This window comes from Cyanobium sp. ATX-6F1, assembly GCF_047395825.1.
GTDB lineage: Bacteria > Cyanobacteriota > Cyanobacteriia > PCC-6307 > Cyanobiaceae > ATX-6F1.
Window position 1 is genome coordinate 122,434 of the sequence record NZ_JBCEBF010000001.1, and the last position, 25,032, is coordinate 147,465.

The following is a 25,032-nucleotide window of genomic DNA, read 5'->3' on the forward strand; positions in this document are numbered from 1 at the left end:
TCCCTGATCGAGCGGCTGCGATGAGCGAGCTTTCCTTCCAGCTCCAGCGCTTCGACGATGGCCTGTCGTTCCCCTCGCTCGCGATCAGCGGCCAACTTCGGTGTGAGGGCCCCGATCTCTCCGTACGGTTCCTGCTCCGCGGTGACCTTGCTGAGCTCGTGATCGCCCCGAGTGCCGCCCGGCCCGAGCGCCGCGATGGCCTCTGGCAGACCACCTGCCTGGAGGTCTTCCTGGCCGCGGCGGGGCAGGAGCCCTACTGGGAGTTCAACCTCTCGCCCGGCGGCGATTGGAACGTCTACCGCCTGGAGGGCTACCGGCGCGATCTCAAACCAGAGGCGACCTTCAGCACCTTCCCCTTCGAAGTCAGCCACAGGGAAGAAAGTCTGGAACTGACGCTGAACTGCACGCTGCCTGAGCCTTTGGCCGCCCCGGTCCAGCTGGAGGCGGCGATCTGCGCCGTGATCGAGCCCCATTCGGGCCCGATCGGCTACTGGGCCCTGGCCCACCCAGCCCCTGAGCCCGATTTCCATCGCCGCGAAGCATTTCGGCTTCTCACTTCGCCTCCCACCAGCCCGATACCCGGCTAGGACGAAGGAAGAACCGTAGGCCGTGCCATGAGGATCCCCACCGCATTCACCTGCTGGAGAACCCTGACCCTGGCCGCCCTGGTGGCCAGCTTCTGTGCGCCGATCGCCGTCCAGGCCCGCGGGGGCGGGGGAGAGGCGGCGGCGGTGCGGGTGTTGGCGGAGGCAGGGGCGTCAACCCAGGAGGGTTGGGAGGTCCGGCCTCAGGCGCTGGTGTGCGGCCAGGCGCGGGCGTTGGCGCCCCCGGTGCCGGATTCACCCGGGCCCCTGGCGTCAACCCTGGCGGTCTGGGCGGACCGGCCTCAGGCGCTGGGGTGCGACCCGGTGCGGGCTTCGGTGCACCGGGGGTGGGGCTCACCCGGGCGCCCGGGGCCCGGGGCGCCTGGAATCCCGCCTGGGGCCAGAGGGGGTATTGGGGCTCCCGGCCCTGGAGGGTCGGCTGGTATCGGGTGAATCCAGTGGCCTGGAACTGGTGGGGACCCAGTTCCCTCACCTGGGGCGCCACCAGTTTGGCGACCGCCGCCGCGGTCAGTTCCATGGTGGATCAGGCGGTGGCGGCCCAGGCCACCGCCTTCACGGTGCCCAGCACGAGCTATCAGCTTGACTACGCCTCCCTGCAGGCGGTGGCCCCCTACGGCGCCAGCTTCCACCTACCTGGAGGGGGCTCCCCTTGCCGGGCAGGTGGACTGCCAGCAGGGGTGGCTCAATGGCGCGCCACCGAGCTCGGCCGATCAGGCCCAGCTTCTCAATGCCGCCTGCCTGGTGGCCTACGGCAACGGCAGCTGAGGCCGGAAGCTCAGCCCTTCAGCCTCAGCCTTTGACCGCATCGCCGCTGGCGCTGGGCAGGATGAACCGCTGCAGGCCGATGAACAGCGCCAGCACCGGCAGGATCGAGACCACCGCACCGGCGGCCACCAGACGCCAATCGAGCGAAAAGCTGCTGGCCAGCTGCTGCAGTCCCAGGGGCAGGGTGTAGAGCTTGGGATCATCCAGGATGATCAGCGGCCAGAGGAAATCACTCCAGGTGCCGATGAACACGAACATCGCCAGGGTGATCAGATCGGCCCGGGCCGCCGGGATCATCACGTTCCACCATTCCCCCAGGGGCGTGCAGCCATCGATCCGGGCCGCCTCCTCCAGCTCCACCGGCACCCCCATGAAGCTCTGGCGCAGCAGGAAGATGCCGAAGGCGGTGGCCGCCTGGGGCAGGATCAGGGCCCAGAGCGTGTTGCGCAGCCCCAGCTGCACCATCAGCAGATAGAGCGGGATCATCACCACCTGAAAGGGAATCAGGATCGTCGCCACCACCAGGGCCAGCACCAGGCCGCGCCCCTTGAAGCGCAACCTCGCCAGGGGGTAGGCCGCCAGGGAGCAGAACAACAGATTGGCGATCACCGCTAGGGCGCTGACCACCGTGCTGTTGAGCAGGTACTGGCCCAGGGGGTTGTCGTTGAAGAGGCGGCCGTAGGCCTCCAGGCTGGGCTGCTGCGGCAGCAGGGCCGGCGGAGTGGTGAAGATGTCTTCGGCTGGACCCTTGAGCGAGGTGCTCAGCAGCCACAGCAGCGGCAACAGCATCAGCAGCGCCACCAGCAGCAGCGCCACCAACTGCAGGGCCCGGCCCAGGCTCGTGCCCATGCGCACCCCTCCCGACTGACCCGCTCGCAACTGACTCGACCCGATCCGGCCCGTCCCCATCAGACCCCCTGGCGCTCGGCCACGGGCAAGGGCGCTTTCTGGGGATGGAGTGGAACGCTCTGCTGACCCTGGACCAGCCGGTTGAGGGCGTTCACGAAGGCCTGGGCCGCCGCCACCACGATGTCGGTGTCGGCGGCGTGGCCGGAGTAGAGCACCCCTGGTGCCGGAGGCGGATCGTCACCTCGCCCATGGCGTCGATGCCTTCGGTGACGCTCTTGACCGAGAACTCCACCAGCTCATTGGGCACCCGCGCCAGGGAATTCAGAGCCTGACAGACCGCATCCACGGGGCCGGTGCCGATCGAGGCCTCGGTGAGCTCGGCGCCATCGCTGGTGATCAGGGTGACGGTGGCGGTGGGCTGCAGGTTGGTACCCGTGCTCACCTGCACCAGCTTGAGGGTGAAACGTGCCTCGGCCTGCTGGATGTGCTCGCTGACGATCGCCTCAAGGTCGCGGTCGGTGATCTCGCGCTTGCGGTCGGCCAGCTCCTTGAAACGGGCAAAGGCGTCATCGAGGTCATCGCGCTCCAGGTTGTAGCCGAGCTCCTCCAGGCGGGCCCGGAAGGCGCTGCGGCCGCTGAGCTTGCCCAGCGACAGGCGGTTATCGGCCAGGCCGATGGTGCGGGCGTCGATGATCTCGTAGGTGAGGCGGTTCTTGAGCACCCCGTCCTGATGGATGCCCGACTCGTGGGCGAAGGCATTGGCGCCCACGATCGCCTTGTTGGGCTGCACCGCCATGCCGGTGAGGTTCGACACCAGCCGCGAGGTCTTGTAGATCTCCTCGGTGCGCACGCCCGTGAGCGGTTCAGTGCTGGTTTCGCTGCGGCCGAAGTAGGGGTTGAAGTAGGAACGGCGCACATGCAGCGCCATCACCAGCTCCTCGAGCGAGGCGTTGCCGGCCCGCTCGCCGATGCCGTTGATCGTGCACTCCAGCTGGCGGGCGCCGTTCTTGACAGCCTCCAGAAAATTGGCCACCGCCAGCCCCAGGTCGTTGTGACCATGGACGGAGATCACGGCCCCACCGATGTTGGGCACATGGCGGTCGATGCCGGCGATCAGGGCGCCGAACTCAGCCGGGGTGGCGTAACCGACCGTGTCGGGGATGTTGATCGTGGTGGCCCCAGCGGCGATCGCCGCCTCGATCACCTCGTACATGAACTCCGGATCGCTGCGGCCGGCGTCCTCGCAGGAGAACTCCACGTCGTCGACGAGGGAGCGGGCGTAGGCCACCATCTCGGGCACGATCGCCAGCACCTCGGCGCGGCTTTTGCGCAGCTTGTGCTCCAGGTGGATGTCGCTGGTGGCCAGAAAGGTGTGAATGCGCCTGCGGGCGGCCGGGGCGACGGCATCGGCGCAGGCCTTGATGTCGCCACGGGCGGCCCGGGCCAGGCCGCAGATCACAGGACCCTCCGGGGTGCCGACAGTGGCGGCGATGCGCTGCACGGCATTGAAATCGCCCGGGCTGGCGAAGGGAAACCCGGCCTCGATGATGTCCACCTTGAGGCGGGCGAGCTGCTGGGCGATCGCCAGCTTTTCTTCAAGATTGAGGCTGGCACCGGGGGACTGCTCGCCGTCGCGCAGGGTGGTGTCGAAGATCAACACCCGGCCTGGATCGCGGGCCCGGGGCGGCGCGAAGCCAGTGGGGCCAGGGGAGCTGGAGGCAACAGCGGAAGCCATGACCGCTACAAGTCGAAGTGAGTATGAGTTAAGTCAGTCTAGGGGCCGGTGGGCGCCCCGAAACCGGCCCCGGTCCGGGCGCCCTTAAAGTGCAGACCCTGCAACGGATGTCCATGGCCGCAGGCGATCTGGCCCTGGTCCTCCACGCCCATCTCCCCTACGTGCGCTCCAGTGAGCCCGGCTCCCTGGAGGAGGACTGGTACTTCCAGGCCCTGTTGGAAAGCTACCTGCCCCTGCTGGAGGTGCTCGAAGCCAGCGCCGCCGACCGTGCCCAAGCCCCGCGCCTCAGCCTCGGGCTCTCGCCCACGCTGCTCTCACTGCTGTCTGCCCCCGACCTGCGCGAGCGCTTCACCCCCTGGCTGAAACGGCGCCTGGAGTTGCTCAAGCGGGCCCCCGCCCAGCACCACGGGGCCGCCAGCGCCCTGGCGGCGCAGCTGGAGCGCAGCGTCCGCCAGTGGCGCGCCTGCAAGGGCGACCTGCTGCCGCGTTTCCGGCGTCTGCAGCGCCAGGGCGTGCTCGATCTGCTCACCTGCGCCGCCACCCACGGCTACCTGCCGCTGCTGCGCCACACCCCCGAGGCGGTACGCGCCCAACTGCTCAACGCCGTGCGGGAACACGAGCGCCTGCTCGGGGTACCCCCCAGGGGATCTGGTTGCCGGAATGCGCCTACTACGAGGGTCTCGACCAGCTGCTCGCCAGCTGCGGCCTGCGCTACGCCGTGCTCGACGCCCACGGCCTGCTGCACGGCCTGCCCCGACCGCGCTATGGGGTCTATGCCCCCATCTGCTCCCCCGGCGGCGTCGCCTTCTTCGCCCGTGACGGCGACTCCACCCTGCCGGTCTGGTCCGCCAGCAGCGGCTACCCCGGCGATGGTGCCTACCGGGAGTTCCACCGCGACCTGGGCTGGGACCTCAGCGACGCGGTTCTGGCGGAGCAGGGCATCACCAGCCGCCGCCCCCTGGGGCTCAAGCTGCACCGGGTCACCGCCCAGGGTTGTCCGCTCGATCAGAAGCAGCCCTACGACCCCGCCGCCGCCCAGGCCAAGGCCGCCGACCACGCCGCCCGCTACCTGGCCGGACGCGCCGAGCAGCTGGCAGGATTACGGCAGGCCATGGAACGGCCGCCCGTGCTGGTGGCACCCTTTGACGCCGAGCTGTTCGGTCACTGGTGGTACGAGGGCCCCAGCTTTCTCGCCGAGCTGTTCCGGCAGGCCCCGGCCGCCGGCGTGGGCCTGGTGACCCTGCGACAGGTGCTGGAGCGCTCCAGTGATCTGCAGCTCTGCCGCCCCTCACCCTCGAGCTGGGGCCAGGGGGGCTACCACCACTACTGGCTCAATGAGAGCAACGCCTGGGTGGTGCCGGAATGGCACCGGGCGTCGGGCGCCATGGTCAGTCGGGTGAACCGCGGGGTGCGCAACGTCCGCGAGCAGGAACTGCTCGCCCAGGCGGGCCGGGAGCTGCTGCTGGCCCAGAGCTCCGACTGGAGCTTCATCCTGCGGGCGGGCACCACCACCGAGCTGGCGCGCACGCGGATCCAGCGCCACCTCGATCGCTTCTGGCGGTTGCTGGATGCGATCGAACGGGGTGTGGATCCACCGGCCCAGTGGCTGAAAGCCGTGAAGGCCGAGGACAGCCTTTTCCCGCTGCTCAGCGGCGCCGACTGGGCCAGCCACTGATGCGCCGTTCTCCCGCCCTCGAAGCCAACCAGCAGCGCCAGCTGCTGCGGGACGCGCTGCCGCAGGAAGCGAGCTTCACGGCCAACCTCGCCGGCCGTGATCTGGAGCCCCCCGACGGGGAGGGCTGCGGGTGCTGCAGCTCAATCTGGGCCGCCTCTGCAACATGCACTGCCACCACTGCCACGTGGATGCGGGGCCCGATCAGGGCCACACCCAGATGGGCGATGCGGTCGTGGAGCAGTGCCTTTCGGCGATCGAGCGCCTGCGCCCCGAGGTGGTGGACCTCACCGGCGGTGCCCCGGAACTGCACGGCCGCTTCCGCGATCTGGTGCGTGCGGCCCGCTCCCTGGGCTGCCACGTGATCGACCGCTGCAACCTGACGGTGCTGCTGCTGCCGGCCATGGCGGATCTGGGGGCGTTCCTGGCGGCGCAATCGGTGGAGATCGTGGCCAGCCTGCCGGATCCCGAGGCCGGTCCCACCGACGCCCAGCGGGGCGAAGGCACCTGGGCCGCCTCGATCGAGGCGCTCCAGAAATTGAACGCCCTCGGCTACGGCCAGGGCGATCCCGCCCGGGCGCTCACCTTGATGAGCAACCCAGCGGGCACCCGGCTGCAGCAGCTCACATCCTGTGACGAGCAACGCTGGCAGCGCCAGCTGCTCGAGGCCCATGGGGTGCGCTTCGATCGCCTGATCGGCCTCAACAACATGCCGATCGCCCGTTTCCTGCAGCAGCTGCAGCGCGATGGCCACGTCAACTGCTACCTGAAGCTGCTGCAGGGGGCCTTCAACCCCGGGGCCCTGGGCGGCCTGATGTGCCGCGACACCCTCTCGGTGGCCCCCGATGGCCGCCTCCACGACTGCGACTTCAACCAGATGCTCGACCTGCCCCGCGCCGCTGACGGGAAGGGCGGAACCAGCCTCGCTTCGATCACCAACGCCGAGTTGGAGGGGAGCCCGATCACCTGGGGCAACCACTGCTATGGCTGCACCGCCGGCCAGGGCAGCTCCTGCGCCGGCGCCACGGCGGCATGACGACCCAAGGAGCAAGGAACCCGGGGATCGACCTGATCCGCAGCGTCTGCATCCTCTACATCGTGGGCTTCTGGCACCTGCTCGGCTACGCCCCTGCCATCGACGGCTACAAGAACGATCTGACCCATCGCCTGACCCTGGTGGTCCTCGGGCTCTTCATGTTCGTTTCTGGCCATCTGATCGGACGATCGAGAAACGCTGCAGCCAAAGGTTGGAGCTCGATTCCCAAGTTCTACAAGCGTCGACTGATCAGGATTTATCCCCCATATCTGCTGGCCCTGTTGCTGTTCAAGTTATGCGGCCTTCTTGAGAGTGGCCAGCTCCTTCCAGCTGTCTTTTTGGTCTCCAGTCTGATCGGCCACCAGCTGCGAACCCTCTGGTTCGTTGAGGTTCTGGTGGTGTTCTATCTGCTGGCTCCCTTTCTTCTGCTCCTGAGGCAAAGCACTGGTGCTGGAGCGTCACGGCTGAAGGGTGCTGCCCTACTGATGATGCTCATCGGCGCCGATGTACTGCTATCCAGAATGATCCCTCATTCGGATCCAAGGTTGTTCTTTTATTTCCCCGCCTTCGCCACTGGAGTGATCAGCGCCAGCTGGCCATCCACACAACCAATCGATGGCCCCTTACCTACAAGGATCAGCACCCTGACCTACATCATTCCTGCCTGCATCGCTGCGGTGGTGGTGTCGTTCGGGCATGGGGATTTTAACGAAAACAATCTGGCCATCTTCCCCCTGGCTCTGTTCGGACCTTGGGCCCTGTTCCTTGTTGTCAACCGCCTGGAAACGAGGCTTCGATTGCCGGGATTTCTTCTACAGCTGAGCCTTTCGAGTTACTTCCTCTATCTCTTCCACCGGCCGGTCTTCTGGGTGTTCACCTCCCTGATCTCTCCCTCAGGCGCCACGCTGCAACTGATCTATCTGTTGGTCGTCTGCTTGCCGGCGGCGATCACGACCGCCTGGCTGGGCCAGCGGCTCTACGACCGACTGTTGCGCCGGATCCAGGGATCTCCATCGATCACGGTTTAAGGACCCTACCCAGCAAGGCCAGCTCCCGCCCCTTCGCTTCCAGCAACCCCCAGCGCACGGAACCCGGGGCGCTGGCGAACAGCCGCAGCATCGCCGCCACCAGGGCCGGCAGGGGCAGGCTGTTGGTGAGAAACCCATACCACTGCTCGGCTGGCAGGGCGAAGAAGGTGGCGAAGAAAGCCCGCAGCTCACCCTCGGGGTAGCGCATCAACTTCTCCAGCCCGAAGCGGTAGAGGGCATGCTTGCGCCGCATCTCCAGCGGCCAGAGCCCCGCCCAGGCCCTGCGTGCTAACTCAGCGGTGGGCCGCTGGGGATCGGCCAGCCCCTCAGCGATCGCGCCGGCCAGGTCGGGGGCCCGCCGCAGCAGGGCGCCCACCAGGTAGCCGGAGGCAGGGTGCACCATCGAGGCCGCCCCACCGAAGCCCACCACAGGCTGATGCAGATCCGGCAGGGGCAGATTCATCGGAAACAGGCAGTGCTCCTCGTGCTGCACCTCCAGCACCTCCACCCCCGGGCCGCCAGACGTCGCCTCAACCGCTCCTTCAGCGCGGCGAAGGGCAGCGGTGGGGCCAGGGCCAGGGAGGTTTCCTCCACGAAGTACACCCCATCGCCGTAATCCATGGCGTACAGGAAGGTGGGGGGCTCAAGGCGCTCGGCTGGGGTGAGGTGGCCGGTGCGGAAATCCATCAGCACGAACTGCCCCGGCTCCACCGGCGGCGCCGAGAAGCGCCCGACGATGCCGTAGGCGGCCTGGCCCGCCACCGGGCCCTCGCTGGGCCTGTGCACGAAGACCGGATCATGGCCGCTGGCATCCACCACCAATCGCGCCGAGAGCTCTTTGCCCTCTGCGGTGGTGACCACGGAATGGCATGGGGCGTGGTGAATCGACGCCGCCCGGCCCCGGTGCCAGACCAGCCCCGCCTCCTCACCCCGCTCCAGCCAGTGGCGCTGCAGCTTGTCCTTGTCGAAGAGGCCGTAGTCGCGGCCATGGGGACATGGGGTCTCTGCGAACCAGCTGAGGGTGTTCGACCAACGGTGGCCGAGCAGATGGGCCAGCCCCAGCCGGTCCACCTCCTCACCCCAGATGCCGTAGGTGTTGGGCCAGGGCGCCCTGGGATCCCCGAGCGCGAGTGCCGCCACGGTGACGCCCCGCTCCAGCAGGGCCGTGGCGATGGCCAGGGCCGCGGGTCCCGCCCCCACCACAAGCACATCGGCCCCAGCGGATTGATCGCCGTTGGTGGCGGGAGCCCCTGGGGCGTTTGAGCTCAAGGCCTGGATGCTCAGGCGTCCGGCAACGCGTCAGGGTCCTGGGAACCGCTGGGCTCGCCATCGGTGGCCCCAGGATCCATCGGCCCAGCCACCGTCGCCTCGTCACCTGTGGCTTCGCCGCCCGCGGCCTCGCCGGGCTCCTCCTCGGCCGCCGGGGGCACCAGCACCACCTCGGAGAGCCGGTCGCCGGAATCGAGCCGTTGCAGACGCACGCCGGTGGCCGCCCGCGACTGCTGTGGCACCGCATCGGCCTGCATGCGCACAATCACACCCTTCTCACTCACCAGCAGCAATTCCTCGCCGGCCCCCAGCACCTTGAGCCCCACCAGCACGTCACCGTCGCGGCGGAACTTGATCGCCCGCAGACCCAGTCCTGCGCGCTTCTGCAAACGGAACTGGTTCACCGGCACACGCTTGCCCAGGCCGCTGGCACTGGCCACCAGCACCCAGGGCCCCTCACTGGCGGTCGTCTCTTCAGACTCGCCATCAAGCTCCTCATCGGCTCCATCGCCGGAGCTGTTGGCAATCTGATCGGCGAGTTCCACCGGGAGCACATCCATGCTCACCAGTTCATCCCCCGGCCGCAGGGCCATGGCCCGCACCCCCGCGCCGTGCGCCCCAGGGGCCGCAATTCTTCGTCGGTGATGCGGAAATGGATCGTCATCCCTTTGACCGAGCCGATCAGCACGCTGTCGCCGGGGAGGGCCAGGCGCACCCAGCGCAGGTCATCGCCCTCCTCAAGACCAATGGCGATCAGACCGTTGGAGCGGATGTTGGCAAAGGCCGACAGGCGCGTGCGCTTGATGTACCCGCCGCTGGTGAGCATCAGCAGTTGCACGTTGTCTTCGAAGGCAGTCACCGCCAGCAAGGACGTGATCTGCTCCTCGCGCGGGATCGGCAGCAGCTGAACGATCGGGGTGCCCTTGGCGGCGCGACTGGAGAAGGGCACCCGGTAGGCGGGCAGGGCATAGGCCACGCCGCGGTCGGAGAAGAGCAGCAAGGTGTCGTGGTCGTTGCAGCTGATGAACAGCCGCACCGCCTCCTCCCCTGGCTCTTGGTGCCGGCCTTGCCGCGGGTGCCGCGGCTGGTGGCCTCGAACTCGCTCACCGGCATGCGCTTGAGGTAGCCGTTTTCGGTGAGCAGCACCACCGAACGCTCGTTGGCGATCAGGTCGATGTCTTCGAGGCCGCCTTCGAGATCCAGGATCTCCGTGCGGCGGGGGAGTCGTAGCGGCTGCGGATCTGGCCCAGTTCCTCGGTGATCAGCCCCAGCACCCGTTCCCGGCGGCCGAGGATGTCGGTGTAGTCGGCGATCTTGGCGACCAGATCCGCGTGTTCCAGACGGATCTTGTCGGCCTCGAGGGCCGTGAGCCGTCGCAGCTGCATCTGCAGGATGGCGTCGGCCTGGATTTCGCTGAGGCCGTGGCGTTCCTGCAGCTGTTTCCGCGCTGTGGCGGTGTCGGCGGCGGCGCGGATCAGGGCGATGATCGGATCGAGTTGCTCGAGGGCCAGCAGCAGGCCCAGCAGAATGTGGTCGCGCTCCTCGGCCTTGCGCAGGAAATAACGCGTGCGCCGCTCGATGGTGGTGATGCGGAAATCGAGGAACACCTCGAGCATCTTGCGCAGGGTGAGCAGTACCGGCTCGCTGTTGACCAGCGCCAGCAGATGGGCCGAAAAATTGTTCTGCAGCGGGGTGAGCTTGAACAGGTTGTTCAGCACCACCTGGGGGTAGGCATCGCGGCGCAGTTCGATCACGATCCGCATGCCGTCGCGGTCGCTCTCATCACGGATGTCGGAGATGCCATCGAGCTTCTTGTCGTTGACCATCTCGGCGATGCGCTCGATCAGCGAAGCCTTGTTGGTTTGATAAGGGAGTTCGGTGATGATCACCGCGTCGCGGTCGGGGCGCCCTGGGACCTCAATCGTTTCGATCGCTGCCACCCCGCGCATGGTCACCGAGCCGCGGCCGGTCAGGTAGGTCTCGCGGATGCCTCGGCGCCCCAGGATCTGGCCGCCGGTCGGAAAATCGGGGCCGGGAATGATCGCCATCAAGGTGCGATCGTCGAGCTCCGGATTCTCAATCAAGGCCAGCAGGCCGTCGATCAGTTCGGTGAGGTTGTGGGGGGAATGTTGGTGGCCATCCCCACGGCAATGCCGGAGGAGCCGTTGAGCAGCAGGTGGGGCACCCGCGCCGGCATCACGGTGGGTTCCTGCTGGGAACCATCGAAGTTGTCGATGTAATCGACCGTTTCAGCTTCGATGTCTTCAAGCAGGCTGTCGGTGGTGAGGGCCTGCAGGCGGGATTCCGTGTACCGCATCGCGGCTGGGGGATCGTTGTCGACCGAGCCGAAATTGCCGTGCCCATCGATCAGGGGCATGCGCATGGAGAAGTCCTGGGCCATGCGCACCAGGGCGTCGTAGACGGCTGTGTCTCCGTGGGGGTGGTACTTGCCGAGCACTTCGCCCACCACCCGGGCGCATTTCCGGTAGGGGCGATCACTGGTGAGGCCCAGTTCGTACATCGCATAGAGAATGCGGCGATGCACGGGTTTGAGGCCGTCGCGGGCATCGGGCAAGGCCCGTCCAACGATCACACTCATCGCATACTCCAGATAGGAGCGCGACATCTCAATGCGAAGGTCGGTCTGGATGATCCGCCCGTCGGATTCGCCGGGACCGGTTGGATCCGCCATGCATGACCATCTGAACCAACGATCAGTTTAACGAAACCCTGCGCCGATGCCTTTGCTGCCCCGCACGGAAGCCGAACTGCAGGAGCGCCAGCGCCGAGGGGATCTGCAGGTGCGTCCGGCGGCCGCCTACCGCGCCCTGGTGGCCGAGCTGGGGCTGGAGCAGGCCTACGCCAGCACCGATGTGGTCGTGGCCAGCAACGCGGAATTCACCGACCAGGCCACGCTGCAGCTCAGCCTGGGGCCCACGGACCCGCCGATTCGGGTGCGCGCGTTCCGCCTCGGCAATGTGGAGGGAGGGGGTGGCCATGGCGGCACCGACCTGCTGCTGCCGATCGGTGGAGGACTCAGCGAGCCCCAGCGACAGGGCGGTGCCCAGGTGCTGGCGGCCCTGCTGGCCGGTGAGGAGCTGGAACTGCTGGCCAGCGGCGAGGCCACGGCCCTCCATCCCCGCCGGGAACTGGAAACCCGCCTGAGCCTGGAGCGCATCGGCGCCGGCCGGCTGCTGCTGCATCGGGCGATCGGCGAGAACGGGGTGGTGGCGGTGAGCAGCGCCGAGGGGATCACCCGCAGCCCGTTCGGCCCCCTGCTGGGCCCCTACATCACGGCCCTCTACAGCTGTGGGGGAAGCGGCAGCATCGGTCTGACCATGCCGGGGCTGTCGTTGCTGGGGCCGGGCTCGCCGGTGCTGGTGGGTGGTGCCCTGGGCTGGGTGAGCGGCGCCGGCAGCGGCCATCTGCCGGACACCCGGCGGCTGCCCAGCGGCCACGCCCGCGTGCCCGGCGCCGTGGCGGCCGTGAGCGCCGACCTGCACGAGCTGCGCGCCGAATGGGTGCGGCCCACCTTCTTCGAGGGCCACGGCAGCGGCCTGCTGGTGGCGATCGCCGCCCCCGTCCCCTTGATCAACGCCACCGTGGCGCTGCAGGCGGCGGCGGAGAACGACCAGCTGGAAGCCCCGGTGCTGGATTTCTCGATCCCGCGGCGGGTCAAACCCGGTTTTGGCGGACTGCCCTACAGCCAGCTGCTCACGGGCCGGATTCAGGTGGATGGCCATGAGCTCAGCTGTGCCCCAGCCCACAGCCCGCGACTCGCCGAGGGCATTGCCGCCGAGCTGATCGAACGGCTGCGGGCGGGGCACTTCCCCTGCGACTGCCGGCATGGCCGCTGAGCCGTCGCTCGGCCCTGATCCCCCTGGAAAGCTGATCCATGGCCGGGGGCCAAAGCGGGGAAACGCCGTAAGCTCCCCGGCGACGGCACCCCAGGCGACCGATGGTCGAATCCAGCGCCCCCGGGAACGGGGAGTCCACTCCGCCCACCTCCCCCTCGACGCCCTCCCCAACGCCCGCCACCCCAGAAATCGAATCCGTCGAAGCGGCAGACCCTGGCCAACCCCTGGCCGGCACCCATGGGGGCACCGCGACCGCCCCTGAAGCGACCACCGCTGAGCCGACGGGTGAACCGCCGATCGAGCCCGAAGCCGAATCCCCCGGCCTCCAGGTCAGCCCGGAGCCAGTCGCCACGGGCGAACCCACCTTCATCAGCAGCATCGAGGTGCCCGCCAGCCCCACGGCCGTTGGCGAGGGGGCGAATGGGAGCTGTTGACCAGCAAGATCAGCCAGTGGTTGGAGGGCGGCCAACTACAGAGAAGCCTCCAAAGCGCGCGCACCCCCTGCTGGCCCTTGGGGCCTTGATGGGCCTGGTGCTGGTGCTGCGGGTCTATGGGGCCCTGCTGGGGGCGATTGAGAGCCTGCCCCTGGTGAGCGGTCTGCTGGAGCTCGCCGGCGTGATCTGGCTGGCCCGCTTCTGCCGCCGCCAACCTGGTGCGCAGCAGCGAACGCCAGAGGCTCCTGAGCGGGCTGCAGCGGCGCTGGAAGGCGTTTTTCGGCAACGACTGAGGCGTCCAGCCGCATCGGTTGCCTTGCGATTTGTAGCCAGGCCGGTTGATAGCTTGGCGCGACTGTCACAGCGCGCACCGGTGGACATTCAGCTAGGTCGTTCGCGAACCGTGCGTCGTGCCTATGGCATCGACGAAATCGCCCTTGTGCCGGGCGGACGGACCGTTGACCCCGAGGTCACCGACAGCCATTGGAGCATCGGCGGCTTCCGGCGGGAGATTCCGATCATCGCCAGCGCCATGGATGGCGTGGTCGATGTGGCCGTGGCCATCGAGCTCTCCCGCCTCGGTGCCCTGGGTGTCCTCAACATTGAGGGCGTCCAGACCCGCTACGACGATCCCAACCCCGTCCTGGATCGGATCGCGGCGGTGGGCAAGGAGGAGTTCGTGCCTCTGATGCAGGAGCTGTACAGCCAACCCGTGCGCGAAGACCTGATTCGTAAGCGCATCGCCGACATCAAGGCCGGTGGTGGCATTGCCGCCGTCAGCGCCACCCCCGTGGCCGCCCTGCGCTTCGGCCAGGCCATCGCCGAGGCCGGCGCCGACCTGCTGTTCGTGCAGGCCACGGTGGTCTCCACCGAGCACATCGGTCCCGAGGGCCGGGAAACCCTCGACCTGAGTGCTCTCTGCCGCGACCTGGGCGTCCCGGTGGCGATCGGCAACTGCGTCACCTACGAGGTGGCCCTGCAACTGATGCGAGCGGGAGCTGCGGCGGTGCTGGTCGGCATCGGCCCCGGAGCCGCCTGCACCTCCCGCGGGGTGCTCGGCGTGGGCATCCCCCAGGCCACGGCCGTAGCCGACTGCGCCTCCGCCCGAGACGATTACGAGCGCGAGAGCGGCCGCTACGTGCCGGTGATCGCCGATGGCGGCATCGTCACCGGGGGCGACATCTGCAAGTGCATCGCCTGCGGCGCCGACGCGGTGATGATCGGCTCCCCGATCGCCCGGGCGAGCGAAGCCCCCGGTCGGGGCTTCCACTGGGGCATGGCCACCCCCAGTCCGGTGCTGCCCAGGGGCACCCGCATCAAGGTGGGCACCACGGGCTCGCTGGAGAAAATCCTGCGCGGCCCGGCCGGCCTCGACGACGGCACCCAGAACCTGCTGGGGGCGCTGCGCACCTCCATGGGCACCCTGGGGGCCCGAAACCTTAAGGAGATGCAACAGGTGGAGGTGGTGGTGGCGCCATCACTGCTCACCGAAGGCAAGGTGTATCAGAAGGCCCAGCAACTGGGCATGGGCAAGTGATCCTCACCCAAAGACAGCTTCTAAACCACACGAGACGGGCGTAACCTGAGGACGTGGGGGCTACGGCTCGCACACTCCTCACACCCCCCAGCCCGGCGCGTCCGGGCCTTTTGTCTTTCACCTTGGCACCGGCGCGGGGATCTGCGGATAGGGGGTTGCTAGATTCGCGAAACCCTGATCTCCCCTCGGATGTCCAGCGCTGCTGCCGTCACCGACGCCTCCTTTGAGCTCGACGTGCTCAAGAGTGATGTGCCCGTGCTGGTGGACTTCTGGGCCCCCTGGTGTGGCCCCTGCCGCATGGTGGCTCCGATCGTCGAGGAGATCGCCAAGGAGTTCGAAGGCCGGATCAAGGTGTTCAAGCTCAACACCGACGAAAACCCCAACGTCGCCAGCCAGTACGGCATCCGCAGCATCCCCACCCTGATGGTCTTCAAGGGCGGCCAGAAGGTCGACACCGTCGTCGGGGCCGTGCCCAAGACCACCCTCTCCGGCACCATCTCCAAATACCTCTGAGTTCCCTCTCCACCCCGCCCCTGCCGCCCGGCCAGGGCCCCTTGAGGCCCTGGACCGCCAGTTGCGGGGTCACCCCCAGCGCCGGCTGATCGAGCGGGCCCTGGTGAGCTTGCTTGAGATCAGCCGCGGTGAGTCCGACGAAGACAGCTGGCGCCTGATCAGTGGCGCCCTCGCCGACATCAGCGAGGCCCTTGCGGTCTTCCACTCCCGGCGAGCCACCCGCAAGATCACCGTGTTCGGCTCGGCCCGCACCGGGCCCAGCGATCCCGCCTATGCCGTCGCCGAAGAGCTGGCGGCGGCGGCGGTGGCTGAGGGTTTCGAGGTGATGACCGGTGCCGGCGGCGGCGTGATGGAGGCGGCCAACCGGGGGCGGGCTGTGAGAGCAGCATCGGCCTGAACGTGGATCTGCCCTTCGAGCAGCACGCCAACCGCTACGTCAGTGGCTGCGATGGCCGCCTGCTGCACTTCCGCTATTTCTTCACCCGCAAGCTCTTCTTCCTGCGCGAGAGCGATGCCCTGGTGGTGCTCCCGGGGGCTACGGCACTCTCGATGAACTGTTCGAGTCCCTCACCTTGATCCAGACGGGCCGCACCCCGCCGATCCCCCTGGTGCTCCTGGCCCCGGCGGGGGACGATTTCTGGGAAGGCTGGGAACAGCACATGCACGAAGGCCTCGCCAAGCGGGGGCTGATCTCCCCCGAGGACCACTCCCTGCTGATGCGGGCCCGCACCGCCCCCGAGGCGATCGCGCTGATCTGCCGCTTCTACCGGGTCTTCCATGCGGCCCAGTTCGGCGCTGATCGGCTGGAGTTGCTGCTGCACGTGCCCTTCCCCACGGCCCTGCTCCCCCCGTTGAACCACGCCTTCGCCGACCTGCTCGAGGAGGGATCGATCCAGGCCGGCGAGAGCTGCGACGACCGCGGCATCCTGCGGCCCTGCCTGCGGCTGCACATCGACAAGCGCCGCATCGGCCGGCTCTACCAGCTGATCGACCACCTCAATGCCCTGGATCTGCCCCCCAGCCAGGCGCTGGAGCATCCTGGCGAGCGCCTCTGCGCCGTCGAGTCATGAGCCGGATCGGCTTGATCGACTACGGCATGGGCAACCTCCATTCCGTCACCCGGGCCTTCGAGCGCCTCGGGGCCGAGGTGGTGCCGCTGCAGCGGGCCGAAGCCTTCGCGCACTGCCAGGCGCTGATCCTGCCGGGGGTGGGGGCCTTCGATCCGGCCATGGAGCGATTGCACCGCTCGGGCCTGGTGCCGGCCCTGGAGGCCTGGACCAGCGCCGGCCGCCCCTTGCTGGGGATCTGTCTGGGGCTGCAGCTGCTGTTCGAGGGCAGCGATGAAGGACAAGCCAAGGGCCTCGGTCTGATCAAGGGACGGGTGCGGGCCCTGCCCCGCAGCCCCGGCCACCCCGTGCCCCACATGGGCTGGGCGCCCCTGATTCCGGCGACCCCAAGCCCGCTGCTGCCAGCGGGGGCGCAGCTGAGTGGGTCTACTTCGTGCATTCCTACGCCGCCGACCCCAGCGAGGCCTCCTGCGTCACCGCCCGGGTGGCCTTTGGCGAAACCCAGGTGACCGCGGCGCTCTGGCAGGGCCCGATAGCCGCCTGCCAGTTTCACCCGGAAAAATCCTCCAGCGATGGCCAGGCCCTGCTGCGGCGCTGGCTCGACTGGGTGGAGCGGTCCACAGCTGAAGCCCGATGAGTCTGCGGCTCAGTGGCGGCCGCAAGCTGATCAGTCCCCCGGGGAGATCGCCCGCCCCACCACCGCGCGGGTGCGCCTGGCGGTGATGAACCTGCTGGCGCCGGATCTGGCCGGGGCCCGTTGGCTGGATCTGTTCTGCGGCAGCGGCGTGATGGGCTGCGAGGCCCTGCAGCGGGGGCCGCCGCCGTGGTGGGGATCGAGCGCGACCGGCGGGTGGCCGCCGCCGCCCGCCGCAATCTGGAGGCGGTGGCGCTCGCTCGCTCGCTCGCGAGCGAACCCCCTCCACCCAACTGGTGGCGCAGGAGGCCCTGGGCTGGCTGGAATCAGCGCCGGTCGCCCCCTTTGATCTGATCTATGCCGATCCGCCCTACGCAACGGAGCTCTACGGGCCCGTGGCGGAATGGGTGGCCCGGCGCGGCTGGCTGGTGGAGGGGGGCGAATGCTGTGGGAATGCTCCAGCAAGGCGATCCCCGAGCTACCGAAGGGCTGGACGCTGCAGGACCAACGCCGCTATGGCGGCACCAGCGTGCTGATCCTCAGCCGCTGAAGTGGACTGCGGCGGAACCAGACGAGCGGAATCCAGACCAGGAGATCAGCCGCCCAGGGCACTGCCCCGGCGGTACTGGTTCCAGGCGGCCACGAACAGCCCCAGCAGGGTCACGGGGATCAGACCGAGCACGATGCCGCAGAGCAGGGGTTCGATCATGGAGGCGGCCGGTGAGGTCTTCGGTCCACAATTCTTCCATGGCCGAGGCAGGCTTGTCCCCTAGACCCGCGCAACTGTGACCAGCCCACCCGTCGCCGCTCCCTTGCCGCCGCAGCGTCGGGGCCTGATCGCCGCCCTGGTGCTGCTCGCCACCACCGCCTGCATCCTGTTGGTGATCGTGGTGCTGCCCGCCGCCCGCAGGGACCCCTACACCGTGAGCACCCTGGAGCTCAGCGGCTCGGCTGAGAATGGCGGCCGCCTGTTTTTGATCAACTGCGCCGGCTGCCATGGCATCGCCGCCCAGGGGTGGTCGGGCCCAACCTGCACGGGGTCAGCCAGAGGCGCACCGACGCCAGATTGATCCGCCAGGTGGTCAGCGGCAGCACCCCACCCATGCCCAAGTTCCAGCCCGAACCCCAGGCCATGGCCGACCTGCTGGCCTACCTGCACAGCCTGGTTTGAGCAGCGCGGCCCAACCGCTGCTGGTGCTGGTGGAGCCGGCCGGTCCGTTGAACGTGGGCAGCGTCGCCCGCCTGGCGGCCAACTTCGGGCTCCAGCAGCTGCGTCTGGTGGCTCCCCGCTGCGATCACCTGGGGGAGGAGGCGCGCCGGATGGCGGTCCATGCCCAGCCGCTGCTGGAGCGCGCCCAGCTTTTCGCTGATCTGTCCGCCGCCCTGGCCGACTGCCGTCGGGTGGTGGCCTGCAGCGGGCGAGTGGATTCCGACGCCGTGCCGATGGAACCACCGTCGGGCGCCCTGACCTGGCTGCTGGCGGCCGAGGAAGCCGCCCCCACCGCCCTGGTGTTCGGCCGCGAAGATCGGGGCCTGAGCACCGATGAGCTGCTGCTGGCCGGGCGCGTGCTTCAGCTCTCCACCGACGACGGTTATCCCTCGCTGAATCTCTCCCACGCCGTGGCGATCGCCCTGCACGAACTGCGGCGCCTCGCGGCGGTGGACCCCGCTGCGCCGGCGGCGGCCCATGGCGGGGCTGAACCTGACACCAGCGACCCCGCCCTGCGGGGGATCTGGAGGCCTCCTTGAGCGATGCCGAAGAGTTGTTGCTGGAGGTGGGGTTTCTGCTGCCCCACACCCGCCATGCCCGCATGGCCAAGGTGCGCGCCCTGCTGCAGAGGGCCCGGATCACCAGTGAGGAAGTGGCCCTGGTCCGGGGCATGGTCCGGCAACTGCGCTGGGCGAGCCGCAGGCCAACCTCTTAGGGTCGCCCCAGTTCCTGGCAACCTCTTCGCCCGTGAGTTCCGGCCGCCCCACCCGCCCTGGATCCGGAAGCTGGGGACGCCCCCTGCGCCTGGTGCTGAGGCTCCTGGTGATCGGGGTCGGTCTGGGGGTGATCACCGGCACCGCCCTGAAGCTGCTGGCACCGCGGCTGGCCAAGGGGGGCTGGGGGGAATCGGTGCGCTGACGACAACCAAACTCCCGCCCGTGTCCGGGGCCCTGCAGGGCCTGCAGCGGGGTCTCCCCCTGGGCCGCTTCGAGCCCAGAACCGAACTCACCGCCCTGAGCCAAAGCTGGGCCGCCCTGGCCGCCGCCCAGAAGGACCTGAAGGTCTCGGGCTACCTGCTGGTGCTCGATGACGGGCGCTACGCCCAGCTCAATGCCGACACCCCCTGCCGGCCGCCAGTTCGATCAAAAGCCCGGTCCTGCTGGCGGCCCTGGAGGATCTCGATGCCGGAAAGCTGCGCTGGAACGAGCCCCTGATCCTCAGCAAGGAGGTGATCGGCGCCGGCGCCGGCTGGATGGCGAACAAACCGCTGGGCACGCGCTTCCCCTTCTATGAGGCGGCCACCGAGATGATCCGGGTGAGCGACAACAGCGCCACCAACCTTCTGATCAAGCGGCTGGGGGGCAAGCTGGCCGTCAACGCCCGCTTCCAGGGGCTGGGGCTGGGGGCCTCGGTGATCAACAACTGGCTGCCGGATCTCGATGGCACCAACACCACCAGTGCCCACGACCTGGCCCGCACCATCGCCCTGGTGGACACCGGAGACAAACTCAGCCCCCGGGCCCGGGACCTCTTCCGGGAAATCATGGGGAAATCCCGCACCAACACCTTGATCCCCCTGGGGGTGCTGCAGGGTCTGGGGGAGATTCTTCCGACCCTGACGGCGAGCTGCTGGCCAAGGGCATCACCATCTACAACAAGACCGGCGACATCGGCATCGCCTACGCCGATGCCGGCCTGATCGAATTGCCCAACGGCCAGCGGGCGGTGGCCGCCTTCATGGTCAAGGGCCCCTTCAACGATCCCCGCTCCACCGACCTGATCCGCGCCATGGCCGCCGCCGCCGCCAAAGCGCTGGTGGGGCCTGCCGCAGCCACCGCCGCGACCCCATGACCTGGCGCCTCCTGACTCCAGGGCTGCTGCTGGCCCTGCTGCCGGCGTCCCTGACGGGCCCGCCCGGCGCCGCGGCCCAGGGCACCCTTGCCGTGGCCCCGGCGAAGGCTCCGCCCGAGGTGGTGCTGCGCCCCCAGCAGGTGCGGCCGCTGCCGGGCGGCCTCGATTCGGTGCTGGTGCTGAACGACAACAACCCCGAACTGATCCGCAGCCAGGGGATCCTGCTCTCCAGCTTCGAGCCGAAGGCCGTGATCGCCGGGCAGCCCCTCGCGGTGCCCGGTGCCCACCTGGATCTGCCGTTGCAGGGCCGCTTCGAGCTCTTCAGTCACCATGTCTATGCCGGCCGGCCGGAAAGCGCCGATTCCACCCTCTGGCTGGGGGTGGTGGCCGCCCCCGGGGCACCCGACCCGTTCGCCTGCGGCTGGTGGCCGGGGCCACGGCGTTGTCCCAGTCGAATGATCCACGCCAACCGGCCGCCCCTTTCCTGCCCCTGCCCCCCTGCTGAGCCAGAACGGCGAGGGCCCCTACGCCGGTCCCGGCAGCCGTGTGGCGGGCGAACTGCTGACCCGTCAGCCCCGCAACCCGCTGCTGAGCGAGCAGTGGACGCTGCTGCCGGGTCAGCTCACCACCCTGCTGGCCCTGCCCCTGCCGGTGCGGGGCCTCGATCCCCTGCTCAACGGCCGCAACCTGCAGCTGCGCCTGGAGAGTGACGGACCGGTGTCGGTGGCCACCCTGGCCAGCCTGGGCGGGGATCAACCGCCGGCCGAAGCGGAGTGGGCGCTGCTGCTGCAGGGGGATCTGAGCCCCAAGGAGCATCCCCTCCCCCTGGGCAGCCCTGGGCCGATCATCTATTCGCGCGTCAGTGGCCTCCAGCAGGGCAGCCTCTGGCGCGCCAGCCTCAGCGATCCGGGCAAGACCACCCTGTCGGTGCGCAGCGCGCCGGTGTCCTGGCCGATCAGCAGCCTGGAACGGGGCCGGCTGGGCAGCGGCCAGGTGCAGACCGCCCTCCTGAAACGCCGCTACCCCGAGACCGCCTGGGCCGCCCACGGCAACTACGGCATCGAATACGACCTCACCCTGCCCCTGCTCAACGACACCAGCGCCCCGGTGCGCCTACAGCTGGCCCTCGACTCCCCCTCAAGGGGGATGCCCCGATCGGCGGCCTGCGCTTCAACGTCAGCCCGCCACGGGCGGTCACCTTCCGGGGCCTGATCGAGGTGCAGGGCCTCGATGGACCCTCCGGCCGCGCCAGTGGTCCCAAGGGGTTCCATCTGGTGCTGCGCCAGGGCCAGAGCGGGCCAGCCCTGGGCACGGTCAGCCTGGCGCCCCGGGAGCTGCGGCGCCTGCGCGTGCGCCTGATCTACCCCGCCGATGCCACCCCGCCCCAGGCGCTGACGTTGCTGCCGATCGCTGAGTCGCCCCCGGCCGGAGAACCAAGGCCGGCTGTGAAACAATCCGGAGTTTCTCCAGGCACGCCGTGAGTCCGAACCGGAAGCGCAGGGTCTTCCCCTTCACCGCCATCGTCGGGCAGGAGGAGATGAAGCTGGCGCTGCTGCTGAACGTGATCGATCCCCGCATCGGCGGCGTGATGATCATGGGAGACCGGGGCACGGGCAAATCCACGGCGATCCGGGCCCTGGCCGACCTGCTTCCCGAGATCGACGTGGTGGCGGGCGATCCCTACAACAGCTCGCCCACGGATCCCGATCTGCAGAGCGCCGAGGTGCGCCAGCGGGCCGAGAACGGCGAAACCCTGGCCGTGGAGCCCCGTCAGGTGCCGATGGTGGACCTGCCCCTGGGGGCCACCGAAGACCGGCTCTGCGGCACCATCGACATCGAAAAGGCCCTGAGCGAGGGCATCCGCGCCTTCGAGCCCGGTCTGCTGGCCAAGGCCAACCGCGGCCTGCTCTACGTCGATGAGGTGAACCTGCTCGATGACCACCTGGTGGATGTGCTGCTGGATTCAGCGGCCTCGGGGTGGAACACGGTGGAGCGCGAAGGGGTCTCCGTGCGCCACCCCGCCCGGTTCGTGCTGATCGGCTCGGGCAACCCCGAGGAGGGGGAACTCAGGCCCCAGCTGCTGGATCGCTTCGGCATGAGCGTGGAGGTGCGCACCGTGCGCGATCCGGAATTGCGGGTGCAGGTGGTGGACCAGCGCACGGGTTTCGACGCCGACCCCGACGGCTTCAACGACCTGGTGCAACCCAACCAGGACGCCCTGCAGCAAAGGGTGGTGGAGGCCCAGCAACGGTTGCCCCTGGTGGCCCTTGACCCCGACCTGCGCATCCGCATCTCGTCGGTCTGCGGCGAGCTGGACGTGGACGGCCTGCGCGGTGACATCGTCACCAACCGCGCGGCCCGGGCCCTGGCCGCCTTCGAGGGGCGCACCGAGGTGACCGACGACGACGTGGCCCGGGTGGTGGCCTGCTGCCTGCGCCACCGCCTGCGCAAGGACCCGCTGGAGCAGATCGACTCGGGCGATCGGGTGGTGAAGGTGTTCTGCAAGGTGTTCGAGCGGCCCGAACCCAGCGACCGCAGCGCCTTCAGCCTCGTGCTGACGGGGTGAAGGCCCCTGTGGTGGCGTGAGGATCCTGGGCATCGACCCCGGCCTGGCCCGGGTCGGCTACGGGGTCATCGACACCGGCGGCGGCCGCCAGGCCCTGGTGGATTGCGGTGTGATCCAGACCCTGCCCGGTCGGCCGGAGGGGAAAGGCTGGTGGAGATCGCCCGGGACCTGCGCTCCCTGGTGCGCACCTGGCGCCCCGAGCTGGCGGCGGTGGAGAAGTTCTTCTTTTACCGCTCGAGCACCACGATCTCCGTGGTGCAGGCCCGGGGGTGGTGATGATGACCCTGGCCCGCCTGAACGTGCCGGCGGTGGAGTTTCCCCCATGCAGGTGAAGCTGGCCCTCACCGGCTCCGGCCACGCCGATAAAGATGAGGTGCTCGAAGCGGTGATGCGGGAGCTGAGTCTTCAGGAACCCCCGCCCGGATGATGCCGCCGACGCCCTGGCGGTGGCCCTCACCGGCTGGTTCCAGCGATGAGCGAGGGCCCGCCGCTGGCCGGCGCCTCCGGCAAAGCCGCGCTGCGCCGGGAGTGGCGATCGCGCCGGCTGGCCCTGGTGGCGGAAGCCCAGGAGGCGTTGTTGAACGTCGCGATGGCCCTGGTGCCGCCCCTGGTGGGGCCGGGCCGGCGCCTGGGGCTCTACTGGCCCCTGGCCGGGGAGCCCGATCTGCGGCCCCTGGCGGATCAGCTGAGCGGGCGCCTGGCCCTGCCGGCGGTGGTTCAAGGAAATTCGGAGTCCGAACGGCAGCTCATCTACCGCACCTGGGACCCCACGACGCCGCTCGCCGCGGATGCCTGCCGCGTGCCGGCCCCGGCTAGGGGGATGGCCCTGGGGGCGGATGAACTCGCCCTGCTGCTGGTGCCGGCGCTGGCCTTGGATCGCCGCGGCCTGCGCCTCGGCACGGGCGGCGGCTGGTATGACCGCCTGCGCCAGGACCCCAGCTGGCGCGGCGTTCCCGCCCTGATCGTCGCCCCCTCGCTCTGCCGACTGGCTGCGCTGCCGGCCGATCCATGGGATGTGCCCTTCGATGGCTGGCTGGACGAAACGGGGCTCCATTGGTTGCAACCTGTGTAACTGCTGGTGGCCCAGCGGCGCTTGGGCCCGACATTTGCCAAGATCGTGGCTGCACGAATGGTTTCCTCTGTGGATTCACCGTCGGTCGATCCGAAGCTTTCCCCGGCCGCCCGCATCTCCACAGCCTTCAGCGGCATGGGTTCGGTCGCCGATCGCGTGATCGCCTCGGAACTGCGCCACCGGGATCAGACCAGCGAAGCGCTCTCGATGATGGTGAGCTCCATGGTGCGCATGGTGCAGGCCGGCAAGACCAGCAACGGCCGTTGGTCCACCTCCTGAGCTGCGCTTGACTGGTTCAAGGAACAGCGTGAGCCGCCCGATGTCCCGCCCATCATCATTGGTCGGATCGTTTTGCCACGGAGTCAGCCCTGGCGGCCCACCTCGCGTTGGCCCCGGCCTGATCAACGTCCTGGTCCTGGGGGTGGCCCTGATCACGGCGGTGGAAGGCGGGGCCGCCCGGGCCCACGCGATTGAAAGCAGTCTGGAGCGCCTGCAGTCGGTGCGCGATGGGCTCACCCTGCAGAGCCACTTCTCCAGTGGCGAACCCACCGCGAATGCCCTGGTGCGGTTGGTGCCCCCCGATGGTGCCGAGGCCGTGGAGGTGGGCCGCACCGACGCCAGTGGCCGCCTCAGCTTCGCCCTGCCCAAGGGGAGCAACGGCACCTGGGAGGTGCAGGTGGATGGAGGGCCCGGCCACCGCGACTACCTCGAACTGCCGGTGCGCAAGGGTCAGGCCCAGCTCGATCGACTCAGCCAGCAGCCCAACCCAGCCGGCGGTCCCTTCGGTCTCTCGCCCCTGCATGGCCTGCTGATGCTGGGCGGTCTGGGCAGCCTCGGGGGCGTGCTGATCGCCCATCGCCAGGGGCGCCGGTCGTCCCCCCGCGCCTGAGCGATGGCCACCGGCAGTGAGGCTCTCGATCAGATCGTGGCGCGGCTCAAGGGCAGCACGGACCCCAAACGTCGCTACGAATACGTGCTCTGGCTGGCGCGCAAGCTCGCCCCCTTCCCCGAGGAGTTGCGTCAGGAGGTCTTCAAGGTGCGCGGCTGCGTCTCCCAGGTGTACGTGGTGGCCCAGCTGGTGGACGGCCGTCTGCACTGGCAGGGGGATGCGGACGCCCAGATCACCAAGGGGCTGCTGGCCCTGTTGATGGCGGGGCTCGAGGGCCTCAGCCCAGCCGAGGCGGCGGCGATCGACCCCGCCTTCCTGGCCGAGACCGGCCTGCAGGCGAGCCTCACCCCCTCAAGGGCCAACGGCTTTCTGAACATCCTCAAGCTGATGCAGGCCCAGGCCCGTGGCCTGGAATCGGTCGCCTGAGCCGCTGGGCTTCCCAC

19 protein-coding genes and 10 pseudogenes are annotated in these 25,032 nt (G+C 68.9%); 24 read left to right on the forward strand and 5 right to left on the reverse strand.

The features are described from left to right. Positions 1-20: 20 nt before the first annotated feature. A complete protein-coding gene (locus tag AAF143_RS00775) occupies positions 21-587 on the forward strand; it encodes a DOMON-like domain-containing protein (RefSeq protein ID WP_255005059.1) in 567 nt (188 codons plus the stop codon). A gap of 212 nt (positions 588-799) precedes the next feature. Next, positions 800-1,405: a hypothetical protein gene (locus AAF143_RS00780; RefSeq protein ID WP_414026377.1), complete on the forward strand. Its 606-nt coding sequence runs from the start codon at positions 800-802 to the stop codon at positions 1,403-1,405. Here the strand turns inward: AAF143_RS00780 and AAF143_RS00785 are convergent. Together AAF143_RS00785 and AAF143_RS00790 are read right to left on the reverse strand one after the other, a co-directional pair. Continuing rightward, positions 1,395-2,219 carry a carbohydrate ABC transporter permease gene (locus AAF143_RS00785; protein WP_255005060.1) on the reverse strand — a complete coding sequence of 275 codons (825 nt, stop codon included), beginning with the start codon at positions 2,217-2,219 and terminating at the stop codon, positions 1,395-1,397. The two genes, AAF143_RS00780 and AAF143_RS00785, sit on opposite strands and share 11 nt — an antisense overlap. 59 nt (positions 2,220-2,278) lie before the next feature. Further along, positions 2,279-3,954: pseudogene (locus AAF143_RS00790) on the reverse strand (2-isopropylmalate synthase). 113 nt (positions 3,955-4,067) lie between these two features. On the opposite strand from AAF143_RS00790, the pseudogene AAF143_RS00795 reads away from it, so the two are divergent. The 3 genes and pseudogenes from AAF143_RS00795 to AAF143_RS00805 all read left to right on the forward strand — a co-directional run bounded on the left by AAF143_RS00795 (position 4,068) and on the right by AAF143_RS00805 (position 7,690). After that, a pseudogene (locus AAF143_RS00795) lies at positions 4,068-5,629 on the forward strand (glycoside hydrolase family 57 protein). A 130-nt stretch (positions 5,630-5,759) separates the two neighbouring features. Further along, entirely contained in the window at positions 5,760-6,662 is a 903-nt protein-coding gene (arsS, locus tag AAF143_RS00800; RefSeq protein ID WP_414026378.1) for an arsenosugar biosynthesis radical SAM (seleno)protein ArsS, read from the forward strand. Continuing rightward, positions 6,659-7,690: an acyltransferase family protein gene (locus AAF143_RS00805; RefSeq protein WP_255005064.1), complete on the forward strand. Its 1,032-nt coding sequence runs from the start codon at positions 6,659-6,661 to the stop codon at positions 7,688-7,690. Before arsS ends, AAF143_RS00805 begins: the two co-directional genes overlap by 4 nt. On the opposite strand, the pseudogene crtL reads toward AAF143_RS00805, so the two are convergent. Together crtL and gyrA are read right to left on the reverse strand one after the other, a co-directional pair. Further along, positions 7,680-8,959, reverse strand: a pseudogene (gene crtL, locus AAF143_RS00810) (lycopene beta cyclase). The gene AAF143_RS00805 and the pseudogene crtL sit on opposite strands and share 11 nt — an antisense overlap. 11 nt (positions 8,960-8,970) lie before the next feature. Beyond that, positions 8,971-11,651 (reverse strand): annotated as a pseudogene (gene gyrA / locus AAF143_RS00815) (DNA gyrase subunit A). Positions 11,652-11,697: 46 nt separating this feature from the next. Between gyrA and AAF143_RS00820 the strand changes: the two are divergent. From AAF143_RS00820 to AAF143_RS00860, 9 genes and pseudogenes are all read left to right on the forward strand, one after another. Then, a complete protein-coding gene (locus AAF143_RS00820; RefSeq protein WP_414026379.1) occupies positions 11,698-12,816 on the forward strand; it encodes a homocysteine biosynthesis protein in 1,119 nt (372 codons plus the stop codon). Positions 12,817-12,917: 101 nt separating this feature from the next. Next, a complete protein-coding gene (locus AAF143_RS00825; protein ID WP_414026380.1) occupies positions 12,918-13,250 on the forward strand; it encodes a hypothetical protein in 333 nt (110 codons plus the stop codon). Further along, entirely contained in the window at positions 13,237-14,787 is a 1,551-nt protein-coding gene (locus tag AAF143_RS00830; protein ID WP_414026381.1) for a GuaB3 family IMP dehydrogenase-related protein, read from the forward strand. Before AAF143_RS00825 ends, AAF143_RS00830 begins: the two co-directional genes overlap by 14 nt. 189 nt (positions 14,788-14,976) lie before the next feature. Then, a complete protein-coding gene (trxA, locus tag AAF143_RS00835) occupies positions 14,977-15,300 on the forward strand; it encodes a thioredoxin (protein WP_255005069.1) in 324 nt (107 codons plus the stop codon). A gap of 61 nt (positions 15,301-15,361) precedes the next feature. After that, complete coding sequence (locus AAF143_RS00840; RefSeq protein WP_414026382.1) at positions 15,362-15,697, forward strand: hypothetical protein; 336 nt, start codon at positions 15,362-15,364, stop codon at positions 15,695-15,697. A 2-nt stretch (positions 15,698-15,699) separates the two neighbouring features. Next, positions 15,700-15,876: a hypothetical protein gene (locus tag AAF143_RS00845; RefSeq protein WP_414026383.1), complete on the forward strand. Its 177-nt coding sequence runs from the start codon at positions 15,700-15,702 to the stop codon at positions 15,874-15,876. Then, positions 15,873-16,370 carry a hypothetical protein gene (locus AAF143_RS00850; protein ID WP_414026384.1) on the forward strand — a complete coding sequence of 166 codons (498 nt, stop codon included), beginning with the start codon at positions 15,873-15,875 and terminating at the stop codon, positions 16,368-16,370. Before AAF143_RS00845 ends, AAF143_RS00850 begins: the two co-directional genes overlap by 4 nt. Next, positions 16,367-17,004, forward strand: a pseudogene (hisH, locus tag AAF143_RS00855) (imidazole glycerol phosphate synthase subunit HisH). The gene AAF143_RS00850 and the pseudogene hisH overlap by 4 nt, the downstream one beginning before the upstream one ends. A gap of 120 nt (positions 17,005-17,124) precedes the next feature. After that, positions 17,125-17,355, forward strand: a complete 231-nt coding sequence (locus AAF143_RS00860; RefSeq protein ID WP_414026921.1) for a hypothetical protein — start codon at positions 17,125-17,127, stop codon at positions 17,353-17,355. Between the two features lie 241 nt (positions 17,356-17,596). Here AAF143_RS00860 and petG read toward each other — a convergent pair whose 3' ends face one another. Next, positions 17,597-17,710 (reverse strand): cytochrome b6-f complex subunit V, encoded by a 114-nt coding sequence (petG, locus tag AAF143_RS00865; protein WP_006041770.1) that lies wholly within the window; start codon positions 17,708-17,710, stop codon positions 17,597-17,599. 76 nt (positions 17,711-17,786) lie between these two features. Here petG and AAF143_RS00870 point away from each other — a divergent pair. The 10 genes and pseudogenes from AAF143_RS00870 to AAF143_RS00915 all read left to right on the forward strand — a co-directional run bounded on the left by AAF143_RS00870 (position 17,787) and on the right by AAF143_RS00915 (position 25,015). Continuing rightward, a pseudogene (locus tag AAF143_RS00870) lies at positions 17,787-18,172 on the forward strand (c-type cytochrome). Continuing rightward, positions 18,169-18,926 (forward strand): annotated as a pseudogene (locus AAF143_RS00875) (RNA methyltransferase). The pseudogenes AAF143_RS00870 and AAF143_RS00875 overlap by 4 nt, the downstream one beginning before the upstream one ends. A gap of 32 nt (positions 18,927-18,958) precedes the next feature. Continuing rightward, positions 18,959-20,062: pseudogene (locus tag AAF143_RS00880) on the forward strand (serine hydrolase). Continuing rightward, positions 20,059-21,543, forward strand: a pseudogene (locus tag AAF143_RS00885) (DUF3370 domain-containing protein). The pseudogenes AAF143_RS00880 and AAF143_RS00885 overlap by 4 nt, the downstream one beginning before the upstream one ends. Continuing rightward, positions 21,540-22,628 carry a magnesium chelatase ATPase subunit I gene (gene bchI, locus AAF143_RS00890; protein ID WP_255005077.1) on the forward strand — a complete coding sequence of 363 codons (1,089 nt, stop codon included), beginning with the start codon at positions 21,540-21,542 and terminating at the stop codon, positions 22,626-22,628. The pseudogene AAF143_RS00885 and the gene bchI overlap by 4 nt, the downstream one beginning before the upstream one ends. Before the next feature lie 16 nt (positions 22,629-22,644). After that, positions 22,645-23,104: pseudogene (gene ruvC, locus AAF143_RS00895) on the forward strand (crossover junction endodeoxyribonuclease RuvC). Then, positions 23,101-23,700: a 5-formyltetrahydrofolate cyclo-ligase gene (locus AAF143_RS00900; protein WP_255005079.1), complete on the forward strand. Its 600-nt coding sequence runs from the start codon at positions 23,101-23,103 to the stop codon at positions 23,698-23,700. The pseudogene ruvC and the gene AAF143_RS00900 overlap by 4 nt, the downstream one beginning before the upstream one ends. Before the next feature lie 57 nt (positions 23,701-23,757). Continuing rightward, the gene (locus AAF143_RS00905; RefSeq protein WP_255005080.1) at positions 23,758-23,979 is read left to right on the forward strand and encodes a hypothetical protein; all 222 of its coding nucleotides are present in this window, start codon (positions 23,758-23,760) and stop codon (positions 23,977-23,979) included. Positions 23,980-24,121: 142 nt separating this feature from the next. Beyond that, entirely contained in the window at positions 24,122-24,589 is a 468-nt protein-coding gene (locus AAF143_RS00910; protein ID WP_255005081.1) for a hypothetical protein, read from the forward strand. 3 nt (positions 24,590-24,592) lie between these two features. Continuing rightward, positions 24,593-25,015 (forward strand): SufE family protein, encoded by a 423-nt coding sequence (locus AAF143_RS00915; protein WP_255005082.1) that lies wholly within the window; start codon positions 24,593-24,595, stop codon positions 25,013-25,015. Positions 25,016-25,032: the final 17 nt, after the last annotated feature.